Origin of the sequence: Arthrobacter sp. yr096 (genome assembly GCF_900108925.1) — a bacterium.
In the GTDB taxonomy this organism is placed as follows: domain Bacteria; phylum Actinomycetota; class Actinomycetes; order Actinomycetales; family Micrococcaceae; genus Arthrobacter.
This window is the reverse complement of sequence record NZ_FNYI01000007.1, coordinates 196,806-216,683: the sequence shown is the minus strand read 5'-3', so window position 1 is coordinate 216,683 and position 19,878 is coordinate 196,806. Positions and strand designations below refer to the sequence as shown.

Genomic DNA, 19,878 nt, shown 5'->3' with positions numbered 1-19,878 from the left:
TGCCGCATGTCTCCGGCATCGCCGCTCGTGCCGTTCCCGATTTCAGAGGCATCACTGATTTCATCTGAAGAACGCTCGACGTCGGCGCTCACTTCAGGGGACCCGTCACCTTCTGGGTCGTCGTCGAGGTCGTCACCGGTGGGGGTCGGTTGGTTCGAGTGGGAGTCCAAGTCCAGGAGGGGCTCTGTTCCTGATTCGTCGGCTGCTACGGCTATCAGGGCCTCTATTTGGGCTGGGATGTCGCCGATGTTTTCAAAGGGGAGGGCCAGCGGCAGGGCGTTGCTGATGGTGTAGCTGTCATCCAGCGGGGTGGGGAGGAGGAGTTGGCGGGCCAGGAGTTTGGTGACGGTGCGGGTGACCACATCGGAATCGCGGAGGGCATCCTGCTGGCCGGCGGGGGTGTAGTTGGCCACGAGATCCGAGATTTCTTCGCGGGTGATGGTGGGGTCAGTCTGCGCCGTGACATGTCGGTCCAGCAGAAGTCGCAGGCGGAGCAACACGATGGTTTCCACCCGGCTCAGAGCACGCTGCTGACGGAGAATGCTGGAGCGGGAGCTTGCGCCGATAATCTCAGGATCAACGGGCCGGAGGACGGCGATTTTGCGGTCGTGGTCCAACTGCAAGGTGAGGAACAGCTCGGAGAGGCGGCTGCGGAGGATCAGTTGGTTGTCCAGAAGCGTGGTCCACAGTTTCTCGTCGCGGCCCCCGTCAATGTAGGGCCCTTTGAGCAACTTCACCAGGGCGTGCCGCACCTTCATGGGGAGCACACCAGTATCGCCAGGGAACAGCGCAGCGCCGTCCACGAAGGTGTCCCGGGGCGTGATCCGGAACGGATCGGCGTGGCTGGCTTCAGTGGCGTCATCCGCACCGGTGACCTCGTCCACTTCGGTGATATCCGTCGTCGTGATTTCCTCAGTCATCAGAATCCTCATTCAGCGTGACGACGGGCAGGTACGCAGTGCGGATGCTGCCGTCGATTTGTTCGAAGTCGATGTGTTCCCAAGCGGCTCGGTCAAAGGCAGCGCCTGACTGCAATGCCATGGACAGCAGGGTCCGGACCGTGTTGATGTGCCGCTCCTCGGTGGGCAGGTTTTCCCAGGCCTCCCCCAAAGTGGCAGATCCCGCCATGGCCGCCCGCACAACAGCGGGTTTGGCTTTGCCGGTGCGGGCGGAGCGCACGCGGTCGGAGTCGCTGAAGGCGATAGGGTCCGCCAGACGTGGAGGCGTGGCGAATTCGTCGGGGTCGAAAAGTTTGACCATGGCCAGCGACTCGAACCCCGCGTTGTACAACACAGGCCCTGGCACCAGGCCAGGCCTGTCACGTTCGTAGGGCAAGGATCGGATGGCTTGTTCCGCCTCGGCCAGGACCTTCCGGAGGCTCACCGACTGCCGAACATCATCGCTCTGGATATACGTGTTCAAGCTCTCGGAGAGCTTCCCGTAAATGCGTTGGATCTGGCTGTGCTGATAACGCAACTCGGCCACGAGGTTCTTCAGGGTTTCGCGGTCCTCATGGGAAAGGTCGTCGGCGAACTGCCGGCTCAGCACTTCGCCAATGGCAGAGCGGAAGCGGAGCTGCTGTTGCGGATCTTCGAGGAATGCGGTGAAGGAGCGGAAGGTGCGTCCCTCCGGGCTTTGACGAAGCCGCTTGTCGGCCTCCAACACCTGGGCCATGGTGGCACCCTTGCTCAGCGATTCTTCGATGATCTGGTTGCGGAGTTCGCCCACCAGTTCCTCGATGCGGTCGCGCATTTTCTTGTAGTCCGCCGGCAGGCTGGCCGCGAGATCCAGAATGTTGCCGGCAGCCTCCACGGCTTCTTCGTCGTCAAGCAGGCCATCGAACTCTCCCGAGCTGATGTCCTCCACCAGCTGCTGTCGCTCCTGGATCTCCTCCTCAAGGGCTTCCAAGCGTGCGCTCTGGTCCGGGTTGGTCTCGTTGGCGAGCTTCTCAACATCGCCCAACAACGTGCCGAGCCGCGAGCCATTCAGCGTGGAACGCTCGCTGGAAAGGCTGTCCAGGAACGCGAGCACACGCGCGGCGGGCTCCGTGACTTCGTAGACGATCTGCCCGGACTGGTTACGACGCGTCAGGAACTGCTTCCGGGTCCATTCATCGCCAAAAAGCTTGCCGTTCTGCTGGCCGCCCAGCGCCGGATCCTGGCGGCGGAGCTGCTCAAGGAAGGCATCGACGTCGGCGTGGAACTCTTCGAGCGGAAGCTGCGGCCGGGTGCGGGTGAAGGATGCCTGCAGCACCGCGATCACCCACGGCGCCGAGCGGGTCAACGCCCACGCCGGACCCTTGGTCAGCTGTTCGAGGTCACGGAGCCTCGCGCTGATGGCATCCGCGGAGGACATGGCTGAGCGGGACAACTACTCTCCTTCAGCTGCTGCGAAACCTGGCTGGCAGCGGAAACTGCCCCGTACAAGGTTAACGCAGAGCGTCGCGGGGGCGTCGGACGGCCCTGAAGTACCGGCGTCGCGCGCTTCTGCAGTACCGGCGTCGCGCGTACAGAAGCGTCCCCGTCGAAACCATTTCGTAACCTACCAACCGGTATGGTTTCGATCCCATATCAACGCAGTCGCGACGCGTTTCTCCACTGGCCGGAATGCAGCCCCGCCCCTAGTGTCAGATCATCGACGCATCCACGCCGCGCCGACCCACGCACCGTCGCTCCGGGGGGAACCATGGATTTCGATTTTACTGCGCTGGAAACAGGCACTTACGTTGTTATTGGAACACTGGTCTTTGCTGCATTATTGGTGGCCTTTATCGCCGCTGCAGCAATGGCAACCATCATTCTTATTGGCGCCATGGGCATGGTCTGGTACGCCGTCAAAGGTGTTCTTGGAGGACTTGTCCACGGCATTAATTTTGCGTGGGACCGCTTGGTTCACCACGCTGGACAAGTGGAAATTCCGGCCGAATTCCAGCCGCAGATTTCCTCTGGCACGGGTAGCTACCCGCGGGTAGCATTGAGGGACAGCTGAAGGGTTCCCACCCGAGGCGGACCCTGGCTCCATCCGGCACAACCGGCTAGAGGAGTTCTCCCATGACGTCCGCCACTGACAACAGTCTCGCCGCCGCAAGCGTCAATGCCACCGCAGAAGAAGCCCGCGCCGTCGCCGAAGCCGCGCGCGAAACCGAATGGAACCGGCCCAGCTTCGCCAAGGGCCTCTACCTGGGCAGCTTTGACCTGAGCCTGATCCACCCCTGGCCACAAGCCAAAACCGAGGACGTGGAGCGGGGCGAGGAATTCATGGCCCGGCTGCTGGCCTTCGCCAAAACCATGTCCGGCCGCATCATTGAACGCGATGCCAAAATTCCCGACGAATACCTCAAGGGGCTCGCCGACCTCGGCGTTTTCGGCATGAAGATCCCCCGCGACTACGGAGGCCTGGGCCTTTCCTTGGTCTATTACGGCCGCGCACTGGCCCTGCTGGGATCAGTCCACCCGAGCCTCGGTGCGTTAATTTCCGCCCACCAATCCATTGGCGTCCCGGAACCTGTGAAGGAATTCGGCACGCCGGAGCAGAAGCGGGAATACCTCCCGCGCTGCGCCGCAGGCGCCATCACCGCGTTCCTCCTGACAGAGCCCGACGTCGGCAGCGACCCCGCGCGCATGGGCGCCACTGCCGTACTGTCCGACGACGGCGGTTCTTACCTTTTGGACGGCGTGAAACTGTGGACTACCAACGGCGTGATTGCCGAGCTCGTGGTGGTCATGGCCAGGGTCCCTGCACATACCGATGCCGATGGGACCGAGCACAAGGGCGGCATCTCCGCATTCGTTGTGGAGATGGACTCCCCCGGCATCACCGTGGAGAACCGTAACGCCTTCATGGGCCTGCGCGGGATTGAGAACGGCGTGACCCGTTTCCACCAGGTCCGGGTGCCTGCCGCCAATCGGCTGGGCCGTGAAGGCCAGGGGCTCAAGATTGCCCTCACCACCCTGAACACGGGGCGGCTCTCCATTCCAGGCCTCTGCGTGGCCGCGGGAAAGTGGAGCCTGAAGATCTCCCGCGAATGGTCCAACGCCCGCACCCAGTGGGGACGCCCCGTGGGCAAACACGAGGCCGTTGGCAAGAAGATCGCGTTCATCGCAGCAACCACCTTTGCCTTGGAGGCAGTGTTTGAACTGTCCGCCGAGATGGCCGACGCCGGGCTGAAGGACATTCGGATCGAAGCCGCGCTGGCCAAGCTGTGGTCCACGGAACTGAGCTGCCGGATCGCCGACGAACTCGTGCAGATCCGTGGTGGCCGGGGCTTCGAGACCGCCGACTCACTGGAAGCCAGGGGCGAACGGGCAGTGCCGGCCGAGCAACTCCTCCGGGACCTCCGCATCAACCGGATCTTCGAAGGTTCCAGCGAGATCATGAAACTCCTGATCGCCCGTGAAGCGGTTGACGCACACCTTGCCGCCGCGGGCGACCTCGCCTCAGCGGACGCGAGCCTGCAGGACAAGGCGAGGGCCGCCGTCGGGGCCTCAGGCTTCTATGCCCGATGGTTGCCCAAGCTGGTTGCGGGAGCAGGGATGGACCCGCGTTCCTACGCGGAATTCGGCCGCTTGGCGAAGCAGTTGCGGTTCGTTGAACGATCGTCGCGGCGGCTTGCCCGGCAAACGTTCTACGGCATGGGGAGGTGGCAGGCCAAGCTGGAGCACAAGCAGGCGTTCCTTGGCAGGATCGTGGACATTGGGGCCGAGCTGTTTGCCATGGCGGCCTGCTGCTCCCGGGCTGAAATGCTGCTCCGCAAGCACCCCGAACAGGGCGCCGCCGCCTTTGAGCTGGCTGAGGCGTTCTGCGAGCAGGCGCGCGTGCGGGTGGATGAATACTTCGACCAGCTGTGGAGGAATACTGACGACGGCGATCACGACCTCTCGCGCAAGGTTCTCGCCGGCGACTACGCCTGGCTGGAGGCCGGCGTCCTGGATCAGTCGGAAGGAACCGGGCCCTGGATCGGCGACGCCTCCCCTGGCGCGTCAACCAAGGAAAACCTGCACCGCAAGTATCGGTGAGGGCTTCCGCAGCGTTCCCTCCCGGTTAGTCCCGAGAACAGCGTGAGGACCACACGTGTGTCAGCGGAATTTACTCAATCGTGGCCGGAAAGTTGGAGGCAAGTGGGAAGGAGCGCGCTCAGCGAACATCCCCGTCCACGTAGAACCAGCGTTTGTCTTCCCGCACAAAGCGGCTGAGTTCGCGCTGAACGCCGCGATCGCCGTCGAGCCTGTAGTGGGCGGCGAATTCAACGGTGCCTGCCGTGTCCAAAGGTCCGCCGTTGGTGGTGGAAACGATGTCCAGCCTGCGCCACTGCATGTCCGGATCCAGTTCCATGGAGTCCGGCCGGGTGGACGGGTGCCAGGTGCGCAGGAGGTAGCCGGGGTCCAGGACCACGAAGGCCGAATAGCGGGAGCGCATCAGTTGCTCGGCAGTGGGGGCATCGGCTTCGCCGCTGTGGAAGCGGCCGCAGCAATCGCCGTACTGCTCCCCGGAGAGGCAGGGGCACAGGCCGTTGCGGAGTCGGTCAGGATGGAGGGTCACGGGGTCCCAATCTGAGGCTGTAAATGAGAGCTGGGCAACATATTTTCCCACGCGATATAACAGCTTCGAAACAACCCCGCCAGAGTGTGGGCCGGGGCGTGATTCCGTCGGTGTTGGACCTTAGGCTAGATACGCAAGCTGGGTGGGCAATGCGCGCATCACAAAACGACAGCCAGGGGAGGCTACGTGGAGGATCCGACAACACTCGCCATCAACCTGACGTATTTGGGAACGCTGGGGCTTGCTGTCCTGATGTTCCTGGGTCTCGGGTTGATCATCATCATCACCCTGGTGGTGGCCGGAGTTGGGCGACTGTTGTCCATAGTGCTGCTGGCCATGGTCGGAATTTTCCCCAAGAAGGAAACCACTCCCATTGTGCAGTTGCCCCCGCGGCCGGCGCGCGTACCTGTTCCGGTGACCGGCGGCGTCGAGACTTCACAAGCTACTGAATCGCCGCTGGACGGTCTCACTCACACGGATTCCGTTGCACAGGTGCAGGCTCCCACAGCAGCTGCCCTTCCGAGCACAGCTGAATCTGCCCTTTCGCAGCCTGCCTCTTCGCAGCCTGCGCCGCCCGTACCTTCCGCTCCCTCGGCCCCTCAGCGGGACCTCCTTGGTGATGTTCGACGACGACTCTCGGGTGCGTCGGCCGCCGTCAGGAACGGTGCGTGGAAGGCGAAGGTGGACCCCCGGAACCTGCCCAAGCCGGCAGAGGTCAAGTCCGCCGTGGAACACCAGACCGCGCACCACCCCATTGTTGTGGCAGCTGCCAAGGAACCGCCCGTTCTCGCAAAAGACTGGGCGGATGCAGTTGCCCAGGCAGACGAACGCGCAGCCGCCCGCGCCCAGGCCGGGCAGCCGCCGGCCATCAAGGTGACAGTCCGCGACCTTGACGATCCCGCACCATCGCCCAACGGTAAGACCCCCAACCCCAAGCACCCCGATGCCCCGGGCAAAAGGCCGGACAACGGCCAGGCAAAACCCGCCGAAACCAAGAGTTCTTCGAACGGGAACGGGGCAAAGAAATCTGGCCCGGGCAATTCCAAGAATGGAAAAGCTCCGAGCCCGATCCGTAAAGGTTCGCTGAGCAGCGCCAGCCGCAACTCGTAGTTGCCGGTCCGGCCTCTGCTTCCTAGGCGGCCAGTTGCCGGAAGGCCGCGCCATGGTAGATCAGCGGCTTGGACTCGAGGTTGATGCTGGTCGCTTTGACCTCCAGCACCACAATCGCGTGGTCCCCTGCGGGCGTTTCCGACACAACTTCGCATTCGAAACCCAGCACGGCGCCGTCGATCAGTACTGCGCCTGAGTCGCTGACGCTGGTATCCAGTCCGGCAAAGCGATCGCGGGTCTTCGATGCCAACTGAAGTGCCGCACCTTCCTGCCCCTCGGCCAGGACCGAGACACCCAGCCGCCGCGCCTGGCGGAGCTTAGGCCAGGTGGTGGAGGAGTTCTGCACCGCGAACATCACCAGCGGTGGCTCCAGTGATACGCCCACCGTGAAGGAAGATGCCACCAAAGCTTCCGGCGTGAAGTCCACCATCGCGCTGAAGGCGGCAACTCCGGACGGGAACTGCGCAAATGCCGCCTTGATGGCCGCCGTTTCTTCCACTGTGGTCTGTGTCATTCCGCTGTCCCCTTCGTGCGTTGCTTGAGTTCCTTTCCCATGATTCACCTGCTTCCGGGAACGGCAATATTTGTTGATCCGCAAGACATTTGTGTTGCTGCGTGTCAAGAAATATCGCGAAGTAAGGCCTGTTCCATTACTTCGCAAGACGAAAAACGAAGAAGTTCTACCTCTTGCGTTTATGCCTCCGGCGGCCGTGTGTAGCCTCGATTGAACATCCACGGCCATCGACTCAGGCCTGGACATCAGCACTGTCCCACCACAGGAAGCCGACATGAGCCTCAACGAGCTACGAACGCTTGGACGCACTGGCGCCCTGATCAGCCCCCTCACGCTGGGCACCCTGAATTTCGGCACCGGCGCCGCACCCACGGGCCCGGCCGAGAGCATCCGCATCATCAAGGCCGCCCTCGACGCCGGGATCACCAGCGTTGACACCGCAGACATCTACTCCCAGGGCGAAGCTGAGACCGTGGTTGGCCAGGCCATCCACAGCCGGCGCGACGACGTTTTCCTGGCAACAAAGTTCCACGGCCAGATGGGTTCCAACCCTGCACACGCCGGCAACTCCCGACGCTGGATTGTCCGGGCTGTGGAGGACAGCTTGCGTAGGCTGAACACGGACAGGATCGACCTCTACCAAGCGCACCGTCCGGACTACAACACCGATCTCCTTGAGACCATCACCGCGCTCAACGACCTCATCCGGCAGGGCAAGATTCTCTACTACGGAACCTCCGTGTTCAGCCCGGCCCAGCTTGTTGAGGCCCAGTGGATCGCCAACACCAACCACCTCACGCCGCCCGTGGTGGACCAGGTTCCCTATTCCCTGCTGGTGCGCGCCAACGAACGCGACGTTTTCCCCATCACCCAGCAGTACGGCGTCGGGGTTTTGAGCTACGGACCGCTCGACGGCGGCTGGCTGGCCGGCGGTTACCGCATCGGCGCCGGTCAGCCCGAAAGTTCGCGGTCGGCAGCTGTTCCGGGCCGATTCGACGTCAACGCGCCCTTCAACCAGGGCAAGCTGCACGCCGCCGACGCCCTTGCGCAGCTGGCGGCACGCCACGGACTGACGCTTATCCAGCTGGCCGTCGCCTTTGCCTTGAACCACCCGGCAGTGACCAGCGTGGTCATCGGGCCGCGCACCGAGGAGCACCTCACCGACTATCTGAAGGCCGCGGATGTGGTGCTGAGCGAGGCCATCCTCGACGAAATCGATGACATCGTTGCCCCCGCGGTTAACTTCCTGGAGCGCGACGCCGGCACGGTTGCCCCGCACCTTGAGTACCCGGAACTGCGACGACGGTAATTGCCTTGCGTTGTGAGGCCTCCTCTACGCCCCTTGCGCCTGGTTTGGCGCGCAGAGCGGGCCCCACAACGAGGTATTGACGCAGGTTCGGCCGCGGCGTGATCCTTGTCCTAAGTGCTGCGGCACTCCGCAGTGTTTAGCTTCCAGTAGAACGCCGCCGTCCCATGTCCAAACACCACGTCAAGCAAAGGGCAGCAAAAGCCGCCACCCCCGGGCAGCCGACCGAAGGTCCCCTGACCCATGAAGAACTGCAACTGTCCGGGCGGAACCATTCCATGCCCTTGGAGGCCCTGCACGACGACATCACGCCTGCCGGGCTGCATTACCTGCTAATCCACTTCGACATCCCCCATGTTTCCGCTGATTCGTGGCGGCTCAGGCTGGGCGGGGCTGTTGAGAACAGCTTGGAACTGAGGCTTGAAGACATCAAAGCCCGGCCCGCTGTCACCATGCCCGTCACCCTTGAATGCGCGGGCAACGGACGCTCCCTCCTGGAACCACGGCCACTCAGCCAACCGTGGGTTCTGGGGGCAGTGGGCACAGCCGAATGGACCGGAACCCCCTTGGCGCCTCTTCTGGAGGAAGCCGGTTTGGCGAGTGACGCCGTCGAACTTGTCTTTACCGGTGCCGACAACGGCATCCAGGGCGGCGTAGAAGAGCCGTACGCACGCAGCCTGACCGTCGCTGAGGTGATGCACCCCGAAGTCATGCTGGTATACGCCATGAACGGCAATCCGTTGCCGCTGCAGCATGGGTTCCCGCTGCGGCTGCTGGTGCCGGGGTGGTACGGCATGGCCAGCGTGAAATGGCTGACCTCGATCGAAGCGGTGACGTCGCGGTTCATGGGATGGCAGCAGTCCGTTGCCTACCACTACCTGCAGGGTCCCGATGGTCCCGGCTTGCCCGTGACACATATCCGCGTCCGCTCCCTGATGGTGCCGCCGGGGATCCCTGAGTTCTTCACCCGACGCCGGATCGTGGAGTCAGGCCCGGTGATGCTGCACGGACGGGCATGGTCAGGGCACGGCGACGTGGAGCGCGTGGAAGTGGGGATCGACGGCGAGTGGATGCCGGCGCACCTCGAGCCCGCTCTTGGTGACTTTGCCTGGCGCTCATGGTCGATGGTGTGGGTGGCGAGCCCCGGTGAGCATGTTCTCCGGTGCCGCGCGATGGATACCTCCGGCGCGCTCCAGCCCACTGAACAGGTGTGGAACTACCAGGGGATCGGGAACAACATGGCGCAGGTGGTTGAGGTGACGGTGCGGTAGGTCTTTAGTTTGCCTCGCCGAGTTCGCTTGCCTCGCCGAGTTCGCTTGCCTCGGCGAGTTCGCCGGAAGGGTGCATGATCGCCGGAATTTTCCGGCGATCTCGGCGGCTACCCCGCGTTCTCGAAGCATTCCGGCGTTCTCGCCAGCCTGCTCTGCCCCGGTTAGACTCGTTCGAATCATGAGTATTCCGTCGTCATCCCCCGCGAATGTAAGGGTGGACGCCTGGTTGTGGGCGATCCGGGCCTACAAGACCCGTTCCGCCGCTACGGCTGCCTGCCGGGCAGGGCACATCCGTATCAACGGCAACCCCGTGAAAGCTTCACAAAGCGTGATCATCGGCGACACCATTCGGGTGCGTGAATCCGGCTGGGAACGGATCCTCGAGGTGCGGCGCCTGATTGCCAAGCGTGTGGGAGCCGAAGCCGCTTCACACTGTTTCACTGACCACACGCCCCCGCGCCCCGTCGCCCCCAAGCTGGGGCTTCCACAACGTGACCGCGGCGCCGGCCGGCCCACCAAGAAGGACCGCAGGGATATGGAGAAGCTGCGGGGGTAGTTGCCTGCCGGGTTTCGGGCGTACCGCGCATTTCTGCTGGATCATCGCCTCTTGCATTCGAGCACAACCGCGGAATCCCAGGGTTTTCATGGATGCCGGGTTTGGATGATCCAGCAGAATTCATTGCTTGATCCATGAGCATCCTCGTGGGTTGTCCACAGGCAGGAATTTCCGACATGATTCCACGCCCGCCAACTGCTTAGACTGGCCGCCACACCGTCAAACAGCTGCTGGGGAGCCCGTCATGCCATGCCATTCGCCTGCCTCTTTTCCGTCCTTACGTGCGCGAACGGTGATCTGGTCGGCGGCCCTCGTGCTCCTTCTGAGCGCTTGTCAGGGTGGCTCCGTACTTGGCGGCTCACCCTCCGTTACAGGCTCGACGACGGCGTCACCCACCTCGAGCGTTACGGCATCTGCTGCTTCTCCAAGCCCCACCGCGTCGCTCGTTTACAAGCCCGCCGATGCGAAGGGCAAAGCCCAGAACGTGCCGGTGCCCGTGATGCCCGAGCTCGCGAAGGAGAACTCGAAGGCGGGGCTGGAGGCGTTTATTGGGTACTGGTTCCAGCAACTGAGCTACGCGTACGAAACTGGTGATGTCTCCAAAACCAAGGAGTCATCCAGCAATAGTTGTCGACTTTGCGCGGACCTCCTAAGCGGTGTCGCTACTAACTACACCGAGGGCCGGTGGCTGATTGGCGGACTGTATCAAACACCGGTCATCGAAGTTCTCTGGGAGACATCCTCGACACCGCAACGTGCAAAAGTCCAAGTGCTTCAACAGCAGATCGTCTACATGAACCCGGATGGTTCAACTGGTCGAGAGAATACGGCTGCAACGAACGATGCGGCGGCCTTCTTTGGAATTTATAAGGATGGGTCTTGGTCTACGACGGACCTCGGTGTACTTAGATGACGTCCACCTCGGCCAAGGTCATAGCCTTGGGAATCTTGATTGCCTCGGCAACCCTCAGTCCCATGGTTTCCTGGGCCAGGACAACGCCAAGTCCAGGAACCGGATTCACAGATAGGTCTATCTTCATCGGCGCCGAGTTCGTCATCGATCCAGTCACCGGGAGGCCAGCGTCCAAGCTGGATGGATCGTCTTCACCGGAAGATCCCTTCCAGTATATGGCCGACGTTCATTGCCGCTCAGGTGGCTCGGACACTCCGGACAAGGGCTGCCTGACCATGGAGTGTCCAGCGAAGACCCCCGGCGGAGAGGAAGGCACCCCTGTGATCTGGAAGCAGGCTCCAAAGGCTATTACTGATCCCGAGTGGAGCAACTACCCAGCAGTCAGTGGACCTACCTGCCTCTACGACCCCGAACCCGGGAACGTCCTGGCCGACATCGCCGCCCGGATCCTCAACGACTTCCGCCAACTACCCGTCAACCCCGGCACGTTGGAAGCCCAACCCTTCCCCCACACCCTCAAAGGCGGACCCACCAACTTCTACACCACCGCCACCGAACAAGCCTTCAACCTCACCATCCTCGGCCAAACCGTCCACCTCACCGCAACACCCACCAGCCACAGCTACACCTTCGGCGACGGCGCCACCCTCGGCCCCGCACCAACAACCGGCTACCCCATCCCCGAGACCGAATGGCTCACCAACGCGACCCGCACCAGCCACAGCTACACAGAAACCGGCAACTACCAAGCCGCCGCCACCACCAGCTACACCGGCACCTACTCCGTCAACAACGGCCCACCACTACCCATCAACGGCACCCTGGACATCACCACACCCGCCAAAACCATTCACGTCTGGAAAACAGAAAAAGCACTCGTCGCCGACACCTGCGAACAAAACCCCAACTCTTGGGGCTGCCCCGGAGCCGAGACCAGATAGACAGAAGGCGCCACGTACCGCCACCACCCACTTCGATCACCACCTCCCATCGACACACCCAAACCAGGCGGCGCGTCGAGGCCACCCACGACGCAAAGTAGGTGGCAGCGGCCCCCAGAGCAGGGGAACCTTCGCCTTAAAAGAAGAAAAGCACCAGTTCCGAAGAACCGATGCTTTTCGCCTGCCGAAACTAGGAGAACCAAGTACCTGGAGGGCCCATGAACAGCAGGAAGCTGAACACGGCACCAACGGCAACAAGAGTGACAACCACGGCGAGGATCGGATTGCGCAAGACCCAGGCCTGGGCTTTCTCGAATCCACCCTTGGGGGAGTCTCCACCAGCTGCCAAGCGCCACCCGCCTGCGAGAAGTCCGCGCCGATCGAGCGACTTCTCCATGGGGATGGTGGCGTACGGAATCACCGCCGAGGCAATTGCCAGCAGGCCAGTGGGCGCGGCCCATTTCTGGTTGATCCACGTGAACGCAGCCGTGGCGGCGTAGCAAAGGAACACGAAGCCGTGGATTCCCCCGGCAATGCTCACACCGACGTCGGTGGTGCGTGTGACGTACTTAAGGAACAGCCCGACCAACAACAGGGTCCATGTCACGGCCTCAGCGAAAGCAACGGTTCGGAACAGAGTGCGGGGCTGCATGGAAGTCCTCAGGTAGAAAACGGGAGACACCCCCTATTTTACCGGCTGTAGAAATTACCTTGCGTCTATCGGTGCAACGCAGGACTACGGCAAGGGCAACGCCTCCCGGTTCCGGATGCGCGAGTCGCCGAACTCGATAGCCACGGGGGCGATCTCCATAGCCGGCTCGTGTCGGGATCGTGCTCTGCCGACGGCGATGTGAGGCAGCCACCGCGGCGACCTGTAGCCAAGGGCCGGCGAACTCAGGATGAAGTCTTCAATGTTGTCGAGGCCCAGCTCGTCGAGAAGGACATGGAGCCCCTGAACAAGGAGCGCCTGGTAGTCGTGCACTTCCTGTGGCACTTCCACGTGGAGTCCCCTCAGGCGTCCACCACCCAGAGGGATCAGTTTGTCCGATTTTCCCAAAAAGCCCTGCAACACCGGCAACTCCGTCAACCAACTGGCGATCTCCGGAAGTGTCTTCTCCGGCGTCGAAAGTCCTTTGGTCCACGCGGTAATGTCGGCGGCGAGGTCGTCCAGAATGCCCACATGCAGCAGGGTCATGTGTAATCCCTGCGGCTTGCGAAGGGAGTCGGCAAATCGACCAAGTCCCTCGTAGTCCGAGGATCCGGCACCCACGCGAAGTACGGGCACCTCCACAGTGATTCGGGGTCCGTCCGGTTTGCTTCCAATGGGGTCGCGGGCCGTCATGGATGACATTATGCGCCGGATGCGCGGCGGACGGCAGGCCGACGACGCAACTCACCTTCCGCCATCGTGCGTCGCTTGTTACCGCTTGGAGCGCGCCTGGACGAGGTTGGCGAACGGAAGGCGCCCGAAGGCTGAAACGAACTCTGCGTGGTACGCGGCCTCGGCAGCATTGACCTCGGAGGCCGGGAGTTCCTTCCACGCAATCACCAAGTCCAGGGCATCGCGCAGTTGCCAGATGAGCCGGGCATCCCACACCACGGTGGGCCGCCCACGGCCGTAGTCCAAGAGCTCCTGAATTTGCTTGCGGAGCCCCCGGTTGCCTTGGCTGCCGGCGCTGGCCTTGCCGAGGTAGAGCACAGAAGCATCCGCAACCCACTCGGCTTGCAGGGCTTCACGCGTGAGGGAGGGGTCCTTCTTCTTGAAGGTGCCGGCAGTGCTCTTGTTGAGGAAGACAGGCTCGAAATCTGCGGGACGGAGAACCACGAAGATGCCTCGTCCCTGGGGAATTCGCATGGGATCGAGGTCATCCAACGCACGGAAACCGGTGAATCCGTCCAGGGTGAGGGACTTTTTGGTGAAGAGCATGGTCCATTGTGCGTGAACAGCCCAGGACACCAAACCGTGAAGCGACTCTTTCAGCGTTGACAGCCCCTTGTGACCCGTGCCATATTCAAAGCGTGAACCTGTCAGACAGCCGGACAGCCGGACAGCCCGAATTCCCGGGCAACACCGCTGCGCATACGCCCATTGCACGCATTTCCGCAGCTGAGGCGGTCTTTGCGGCACTTCGGCGAGCCATCGAGGGCGGTCAGTTCGACGTTGGCACCAAGCTGAGCTCCGAAGCGACGCTCGCGGCACAGTACGGCGTGAGCCGCTCCGTCATCCGGGAAGCGCTAAGATCCTGCAACACCTTGGGCCTCACCATGACCAAAACCGGCAAGGGCACGTTCATTGTGGCCAACAAGGTTGCTAATGACCTTACCTTGGGCCAGTACAGCGCGCGGGATCTCAACGAGGCCCGTCCACACATCGAGATTCCCGCCGCCGGCCTCGCCGCCCAACGAAGGACCGATGAGGAGCTGGAACACCTCAAGGACATCGTCCAGGAAATGCTCAGCGAGAACGATCCCGAAGCGTGGGTGAACCTTGACGCAAGCTTCCATTCCGCCGTCGCCAGAGCCAGTGGAAACCGCGTGTTCGCCAGCGTCGTGTCCGATATCCGTGAGGCACTGGCCCACCAGTCTGAAACCCTGAACCTCGTCGCGGACCGGCAGCACCGCTCGGATGACGAACACGTCGCCGTGCTCAACGCGATCGAAGCGGGCGACTCAGAGGCCGCAAGCAAAGCGATGGCAGCCCACCTGCAGGCCGTCAGCGTTGCCCTGGACACGATCCTCAACAAATGACACCCCCAAAGGACACCATGCCTGCCCCCGAAGCACCGGCCACACCCCAGGCCACAACGCCCCACCACGTCCCGCTCGTCGAGGTAACCCGCGACGGTTTGGTGGAGAGCATCCACTACGGATCGCTGATCGCCCTCCACAAAGACGGCAGCACTGCCGTCGAGGCCGGCGCACCGGACGCGCCGATGTACCCACGCTCAAGCCTGAAGCCATTGCAGGCTGTAGCCCTGCTCAAGGCGGGCCTGGGCCTCCCCCAAAACCTCCTCGCCCTCACGGCCGCCAGCCATTCCGGCGCTCAGATGCACCGTGACGGCGCCACCGAAATCCTGAAGCTGCACGGCCTCAGTGAAGCGGCCTTGGGCAACAGCACGGACCTCCCCTATGGCGTGAAGGAACGCGAAGAATGGCTACGCACCGGCAACGGCCCCACCCAGATCGCGCAGAATTGTTCCGGCAAACACGCTTCCATGACCGCCGTTTGCGTCATCAACGGCTGGCCTGTGGAGGGGTATTTGCACCCTGAGCACCCGCTGCAGGTTCTGGTCCGGGACACCATCACGGAACTGACCGGCGAGGAAGCCGCCGCAGTAAGCACCGATGGCTGCGGGACCCCGCTCTTCGCGCATTCGCTGCATGGCATGGCCCGCGCTTATGGCCGTCTCGCGGCCGCCGGCGAAAGCACCGATGAGGGCAAAGTTGCCCACGCTATGCGCCGTTATCCGGAGATGGTGGCCGGCGAAGGCCGCGACGTCACCGCCTTGATGCGGGCTGTTCCCGGCTTGCTCGCCAAGGACGGCTTCGAAGGCCTCCAGCTGGTGGGGCTACCGGACGGCACGGGCGTCGCCGTGAAGATTTCCGACGGCGGGGATCGCGCCCGCATGCCCATCACGCTTGAGGTACTTCGCAGCCTGGACGTCGACGGCGGCAGCTTGGACACCCTGCAGAGCCCACCCGTGCTGGGTGGCGGCCTTCCGGTCGGCGAACTCCGCGCAGCCCAAATTTTCAGCAACTAAACCAAGGACAGCTATGACCACCGTCGATCAGGCGATCCCCCTCCGTTCCGAACACGACCTCCTGGGTGACCGCGACGTCCCCGCGGATGCCTACTGGGGCGTCCATACCCTCCGCGCAATCGAGAACTTCCCCATCACCGGGCAGCCGCTCTCCACCAACAAGCACCTCGTCAGGGGTTTGGCCGCCGTGAAGCAGGCAGCCGCCCGGACCAACCACGAGCTCGGCCTCCTTGATGCTGAGCGCGCCGGAGCCATCGAGCAGGCATGCCAGGACGTCATGGATGGCATGCTCCAGGACCAGTTCATGGTGGATGTCATCCAGGGCGGTGCCGGCACCAGCTCCAACATGAACGCCAATGAAGTCATCGCCAACCGTGCTCTGGAAATCCTGGGCCACCCCAAGGGCGACTACGCCAAGCTGCACCCGAATGACCACGTGAACCTGAGCCAGTCCACCAACGACGTCTACCCGACGGCGGTGAACCTCGCCACGATCTTCTCCGTAAAGGAGCTCTTGGAAGCACTCGAGGAACTCGAGGTGGCTTTCGCAGAGAAGGGCCGCGAGTTCCGGACCGTCGTGAAGATGGGCCGGACCCAGTTGCAGGACGCTGTTCCCATGACGCTGGGACAGGAGTTTGGCGGATACGCCGTCACCATCGGCGAGGACCGCGCCCGCCTGGATGAGTCGCACATGCTGATCCACGAGATCAACCTCGGCGCCACGGCAATCGGCACGGGCCTGAACGCCCCGGTTGGCTACGCCGATGCTGCTTGCCGTCATTTGGCCGACATCACCGGCCTTCCCCTGCTCACTGCCGCCGACCTCATTGAGGCCACCCAGGATGTTGGCGCCTTCGTGCACCTGTCCGGTGTGCTGAAGCGCGTGGCTGTGAAGCTCTCCAAAATTTGCAATGACCTCCGTCTGCTGTCTTCCGGACCGCGCGCAGGTTTGGGCGAGATCAACCTTCCGGCCGTCCAGTCCGGTTCGTCGATCATGCCCGGCAAGATCAACCCGGTGATCCCGGAAGTGGTCAGCCAGGTGGCGTATGAAGTCATCGGCAACGATGTCACCGTCACCATGGCCGCGGAGGCAGGCCAGCTTCAGCTGAACGCCTTCGAACCGATCATTGTGCACAGCCTGCACAAGAGCATCTCCCACCTGGAAGCAGCGTGCCGCACCCTTACGGCACGCTGCGTCCGGGGCATCACCGCAAACACCGAACGGCTACGGCTTACCGTGGAGCAGTCGATCGGTCTCGTCACGGCATTGAACCCCCATATCGGTTACGCCTCCGCCACCGCTATCGCACAGGAAGCGCTGGCAACGGGGAAGGGTGTGGCAGAACTTGTTCTGGAGCACGGCCTGCTGACCGCAGCCCAGCTCGAGGAACTTCTCAGCCCTGAACGTCTGGCAAATCTGAGCAAATAGGCCGAAACTGGCCCATAAGCCCCGCGGCTGCAGCCAGCCGCCCCGCCCGATGAGGCATACCCCCACGAGGCGCTGTTCGGCGAGCCCGGAACCCCCACCGGCCTCGACCAGGACGCCCCCAACAGGACACCACTAAGGATTCCAATGACCAATCCCATCACGGACCACACGGTCCCGGCCCAAGCGCACGCCAGCGAAAAGGCCCTCCACAAGGAGGACGCCGGCTACCACAAGGACCTCAAGCCCCGGCAGATCCAGATGATCGCGATCGGTGGCGCAATCGGCACCGGCTTGTTCCTGGGCGCCGGCGGTCGGCTCAATGCAGCTGGCCCGTCCCTCGTGATTGCCTACGCAGTCTGTGGCTTTTTTGCCTTCCTGATCCTCCGCGCACTTGGCGAGCTCGTTCTGCACCGTCCGTCGTCGGGATCGTTTGTTTCCTATGCCCGTGAGTTCTACGGCGAGAAGGCGGCCTTCGTCTCGGGCTGGTTCTACTGGATCAACTGGGCCACCACCACCATTGTGGACATCACGGCGGCCGCGCTCTACATGAACTTCTTCGGCAAATACATTCCCTGGATGGGCGCAGTCCCGCAGTGGGCATGGGCCCTTATTGCCCTGGTGGTGGTGCTGAGCCTGAACCTGGTCTCGGTGAAGGTCTTCGGCGAAATGGAGTTCTGGTTCGCGTTGATCAAGGTGGCCGCGCTGGTGGCCTTCCTCTTGGTTGGCACCTACTTCGTCATCTTCGGCACCCCGGTTGATGGCCAGGAAGTCGGCTTCAGCCTCATCTCGGACAACGGCGGCGTCTTCCCGAACGGCATCCTGCCGATGATCATTCTGATGCAAGGCGTGCTGTTTGCGTACGCCTCGATCGAACTGGTGGGCACTGCGGCCGGCGAAACCCCCAACCCTGAGAAGATCATGCCCAAGGCCATCAACTCCGTGGTCTTCCGCATCGCAGTCTTCTACGTTGGCTCGGTCATCCTGCTGGCACTGCTGCTCCCCTACACCTCGTACGAGAAGGGCGTCAGCCCCTTCGTGACGTTCTTCGGATCCATCGGTGTTGAGGGCGTAGACGTCATCATGAACCTGGTTGTCCTCACCGCGGCCCTTTCGTCCTTGAACGCCGGCCTCTACTCCACCGGCCGCATTCTCCGCTCCATGTCCGTGGCGGGTTCCGCCCCCAAGTTCGCGCAGCGCATGAACAAGGCGGGTGTCCCGTATGGCGGCATCGCCATCACGGCAGGCGTCTCCCTGCTCGGCGTACCGCTGAACTACCTGGTTCCGTCCGATGCTTTCGAGATCGTCCTGAACGTCGCTTCGGTGGGCATCATCGTCACGTGGGCCACCATTGTCCTGTGCCAGATGCAGCTGAAGCGATGGTCGGACAAGGGCTGGGTGAAACGGCCGTCCTTCCGACTCTTCGGCGCACCCTACACAGGTTGGTTGTCCCTGATCTTCCTCGCAGGCGTCCTGATCATGGTGTTCATCGAATCGCCGCTCACCATGCTGGTTACCGCGGTTGCCTGCGGACTCATGGTCTGGGGCTGGTTCCTGTGCCGCAAGCAAATCCATGAGCTTGCTGCCACCCGCGATGGCTACACCGGCAGCGCCCCTGTCATAGCCAACCGGCCGTTGCCGGGCGGCGACAAGTAACAACCGCTGATTTACGACGGCGGCACCCGGGTTCCGTATCAGCGGAACCCAGGTGCCGCCGTCGTAAGTTAACGCCCCCAACCGAGTCGCAGTTCAGGCCGTTCCCAGCGCTGAAAACGGCCCGAACTGCGACTCAATTGGGTTGGGACGCGACAGAAACAGACATCGGATCATTCGTGGCTACTATTGGTCCATGGCTGTCACAGACGAGGCGATCAGCAAGATCAAAGACATGCTGATCCGCGGGGAACTCAAGGCCGGCGATCGACTTCCGCCGGAAAAGGAACTGAGCGAACGGCTGGGCCTTTCCCGGAGTTCGTTGCGTGAAGCTGTGAAAGCCTTGGAACTGATCCGCGTGCTGGACGTCCGCCGCGGCGATGGAACGTACGTGACCAGCCTCGACGCCAAACTCCTCAATGAGGCTGTGGCGTTCGTGGTGGATCTGCACCAGGACCGCTCCATTTTGGAACTCTTTGAGGTCCGACGAATCCTGGAACCCGCCACGGCCCATCTGGCCGCAGGAAAAATTACCCCGGACGAGCTCCTTGCCCTCCGGAGCACCATGGATGGCATTGACGAGAACACGGACGTCGAGGAACTGGTGGCCCATGACCTCGAGTTCCACAGCATCATCACCGAAGCCGCAGGAAACGACTATCTCGGCAGCCTTCTGGAGGCCCTGTCCAGCAGCACCGTCCGGGCACGGATATGGCGGGGCTTAACCCAGGAAAAGGCCGTGGCACACACCTTGGCCGAGCACCACGCAATCGCGGACGCCTTGGAACGCGGCGATGCCGAGCTGGTGCGGGCCTTGGTGACCGTGCACATCAGTGGCGTCGAGAACTGGCTGCGCCAGGCTCTCTAGGCTGCGCCGGGCGCTCCAAAC

20 protein-coding genes and 1 pseudogene are annotated in these 19,878 nt (G+C 62.7%); 13 read left to right on the top strand and 8 right to left on the bottom strand.

Features of this window, described 5'->3' with window-relative positions; translation table 11 throughout:
- Window positions 1-116: 116 nt before the first annotated feature.
- Together BMY91_RS18215 and BMY91_RS18210 are read right to left on the bottom strand one after the other, a co-directional pair.
- Window positions 117-920 (bottom strand): annotated as a pseudogene (locus BMY91_RS18215) (DUF4194 domain-containing protein); the annotation flags it as partial.
- On the bottom strand, window positions 913-2,370 hold the full coding sequence (locus BMY91_RS18210; RefSeq protein ID WP_090824475.1) for a DUF3375 family protein: 1,458 nt from the start codon (window positions 2,368-2,370) through the stop codon (window positions 913-915). The gene BMY91_RS18210 and the pseudogene BMY91_RS18215, both read right to left, overlap by 8 nt.
- Window positions 2,371-2,685: 315 nt before the next feature.
- On the opposite strand from BMY91_RS18210, the gene BMY91_RS18205 reads away from it, so the two are divergent.
- Both BMY91_RS18205 and BMY91_RS18200 read left to right on the top strand, forming a co-directional pair.
- Window positions 2,686-2,988: a hypothetical protein gene (locus tag BMY91_RS18205; RefSeq protein WP_090824473.1), complete on the top strand. Its 303-nt coding sequence runs from the start codon at window positions 2,686-2,688 to the stop codon at window positions 2,986-2,988.
- Window positions 2,989-3,050: 62 nt separating this feature from the next.
- The gene (locus BMY91_RS18200; protein WP_090824471.1) at window positions 3,051-5,015 is read left to right on the top strand and encodes an acyl-CoA dehydrogenase family protein; all 1,965 of its coding nucleotides are present in this window, start codon (window positions 3,051-3,053) and stop codon (window positions 5,013-5,015) included.
- A 118-nt stretch (window positions 5,016-5,133) separates the two neighbouring features.
- Here BMY91_RS18200 and BMY91_RS18195 read toward each other — a convergent pair whose 3' ends face one another.
- A complete protein-coding gene (locus BMY91_RS18195; protein ID WP_254779959.1) occupies window positions 5,134-5,538 on the bottom strand; it encodes a YchJ family protein in 405 nt (134 codons plus the stop codon).
- Window positions 5,539-5,724: 186 nt separating this feature from the next.
- On the opposite strand from BMY91_RS18195, the gene BMY91_RS18190 reads away from it, so the two are divergent.
- A complete protein-coding gene (locus BMY91_RS18190; RefSeq protein WP_090824468.1) occupies window positions 5,725-6,648 on the top strand; it encodes a hypothetical protein in 924 nt (307 codons plus the stop codon).
- Window positions 6,649-6,670: 22 nt separating this feature from the next.
- On the opposite strand, the gene BMY91_RS18185 is transcribed toward BMY91_RS18190, so the two are convergent.
- The gene (locus BMY91_RS18185; protein WP_090824466.1) at window positions 6,671-7,162 is read right to left on the bottom strand and encodes a flavin reductase family protein; all 492 of its coding nucleotides are present in this window, start codon (window positions 7,160-7,162) and stop codon (window positions 6,671-6,673) included.
- A 274-nt stretch (window positions 7,163-7,436) separates the two neighbouring features.
- Between BMY91_RS18185 and BMY91_RS18180 the strand changes: the two genes are divergently transcribed.
- From BMY91_RS18180 to BMY91_RS18165, 4 genes are all read left to right on the top strand, one after another.
- Entirely contained in the window at window positions 7,437-8,471 is a 1,035-nt protein-coding gene (locus BMY91_RS18180) for an aldo/keto reductase (protein WP_090824464.1), read from the top strand.
- 164 nt (window positions 8,472-8,635) lie between these two features.
- Window positions 8,636-9,739 carry a sulfite oxidase gene (locus BMY91_RS18175; RefSeq protein ID WP_090824462.1) on the top strand — a complete coding sequence of 368 codons (1,104 nt, stop codon included), beginning with the start codon at window positions 8,636-8,638 and terminating at the stop codon, window positions 9,737-9,739.
- A gap of 178 nt (window positions 9,740-9,917) precedes the next feature.
- Window positions 9,918-10,295: an RNA-binding S4 domain-containing protein gene (locus BMY91_RS18170; RefSeq protein ID WP_018779945.1), complete on the top strand. Its 378-nt coding sequence runs from the start codon at window positions 9,918-9,920 to the stop codon at window positions 10,293-10,295.
- Between the two features lie 313 nt (window positions 10,296-10,608).
- Entirely contained in the window at window positions 10,609-11,208 is a 600-nt protein-coding gene (locus tag BMY91_RS18165; protein WP_256212823.1) for a DUF6318 family protein, read from the top strand.
- On the opposite strand, the gene BMY91_RS23520 is transcribed toward BMY91_RS18165, so the two are convergent.
- Window positions 11,201-11,335, bottom strand: a complete 135-nt coding sequence (locus tag BMY91_RS23520; RefSeq protein ID WP_256212822.1) for a hypothetical protein — start codon at window positions 11,333-11,335, stop codon at window positions 11,201-11,203. The genes BMY91_RS18165 and BMY91_RS23520 overlap by 8 nt on opposite strands.
- Before the next feature lie 88 nt (window positions 11,336-11,423).
- Between BMY91_RS23520 and BMY91_RS18160 the strand changes: the two genes are divergently transcribed.
- Entirely contained in the window at window positions 11,424-12,149 is a 726-nt protein-coding gene (locus BMY91_RS18160; protein WP_177179953.1) for a hypothetical protein, read from the top strand.
- Window positions 12,150-12,339: 190 nt separating this feature from the next.
- Here BMY91_RS18160 and BMY91_RS18155 read toward each other — a convergent pair whose 3' ends face one another.
- From BMY91_RS18155 to BMY91_RS18145, 3 genes are all read right to left on the bottom strand, one after another.
- A complete protein-coding gene (locus BMY91_RS18155) occupies window positions 12,340-12,801 on the bottom strand; it encodes a DUF3817 domain-containing protein (RefSeq protein ID WP_256212821.1) in 462 nt (153 codons plus the stop codon).
- A gap of 84 nt (window positions 12,802-12,885) precedes the next feature.
- Window positions 12,886-13,491, bottom strand: coding sequence for a hypothetical protein (locus BMY91_RS18150; protein WP_256212820.1), 606 nt, complete (start codon window positions 13,489-13,491; stop codon window positions 12,886-12,888).
- A gap of 78 nt (window positions 13,492-13,569) precedes the next feature.
- Complete coding sequence (locus tag BMY91_RS18145) at window positions 13,570-14,076, bottom strand: hypothetical protein (protein ID WP_090824454.1); 507 nt, start codon at window positions 14,074-14,076, stop codon at window positions 13,570-13,572.
- Window positions 14,077-14,168: 92 nt separating this feature from the next.
- Here BMY91_RS18145 and BMY91_RS18140 point away from each other — a divergent pair, with 92 nt between their 5' ends.
- From BMY91_RS18140 to BMY91_RS18120, 5 genes are all read left to right on the top strand, one after another.
- Window positions 14,169-14,897, top strand: a complete 729-nt coding sequence (locus BMY91_RS18140; protein WP_090824452.1) for a FadR/GntR family transcriptional regulator — start codon at window positions 14,169-14,171, stop codon at window positions 14,895-14,897.
- Window positions 14,894-15,910 (top strand): asparaginase, encoded by a 1,017-nt coding sequence (locus BMY91_RS18135; protein ID WP_090824450.1) that lies wholly within the window; start codon window positions 14,894-14,896, stop codon window positions 15,908-15,910. Before BMY91_RS18140 ends, BMY91_RS18135 begins: the two co-directional genes overlap by 4 nt.
- A 13-nt stretch (window positions 15,911-15,923) precedes the next feature.
- Complete coding sequence (locus BMY91_RS18130) at window positions 15,924-17,339, top strand: aspartate ammonia-lyase (RefSeq protein ID WP_090824448.1); 1,416 nt, start codon at window positions 15,924-15,926, stop codon at window positions 17,337-17,339.
- 144 nt (window positions 17,340-17,483) lie between these two features.
- On the top strand, window positions 17,484-18,992 hold the full coding sequence (locus BMY91_RS18125) for an amino acid permease (RefSeq protein ID WP_090824446.1): 1,509 nt from the start codon (window positions 17,484-17,486) through the stop codon (window positions 18,990-18,992).
- 193 nt (window positions 18,993-19,185) lie between these two features.
- Complete coding sequence (locus tag BMY91_RS18120; RefSeq protein WP_090824445.1) at window positions 19,186-19,857, top strand: FadR/GntR family transcriptional regulator; 672 nt, start codon at window positions 19,186-19,188, stop codon at window positions 19,855-19,857.
- The last annotated feature ends 21 nt before the right edge of the window (window positions 19,858-19,878 follow it).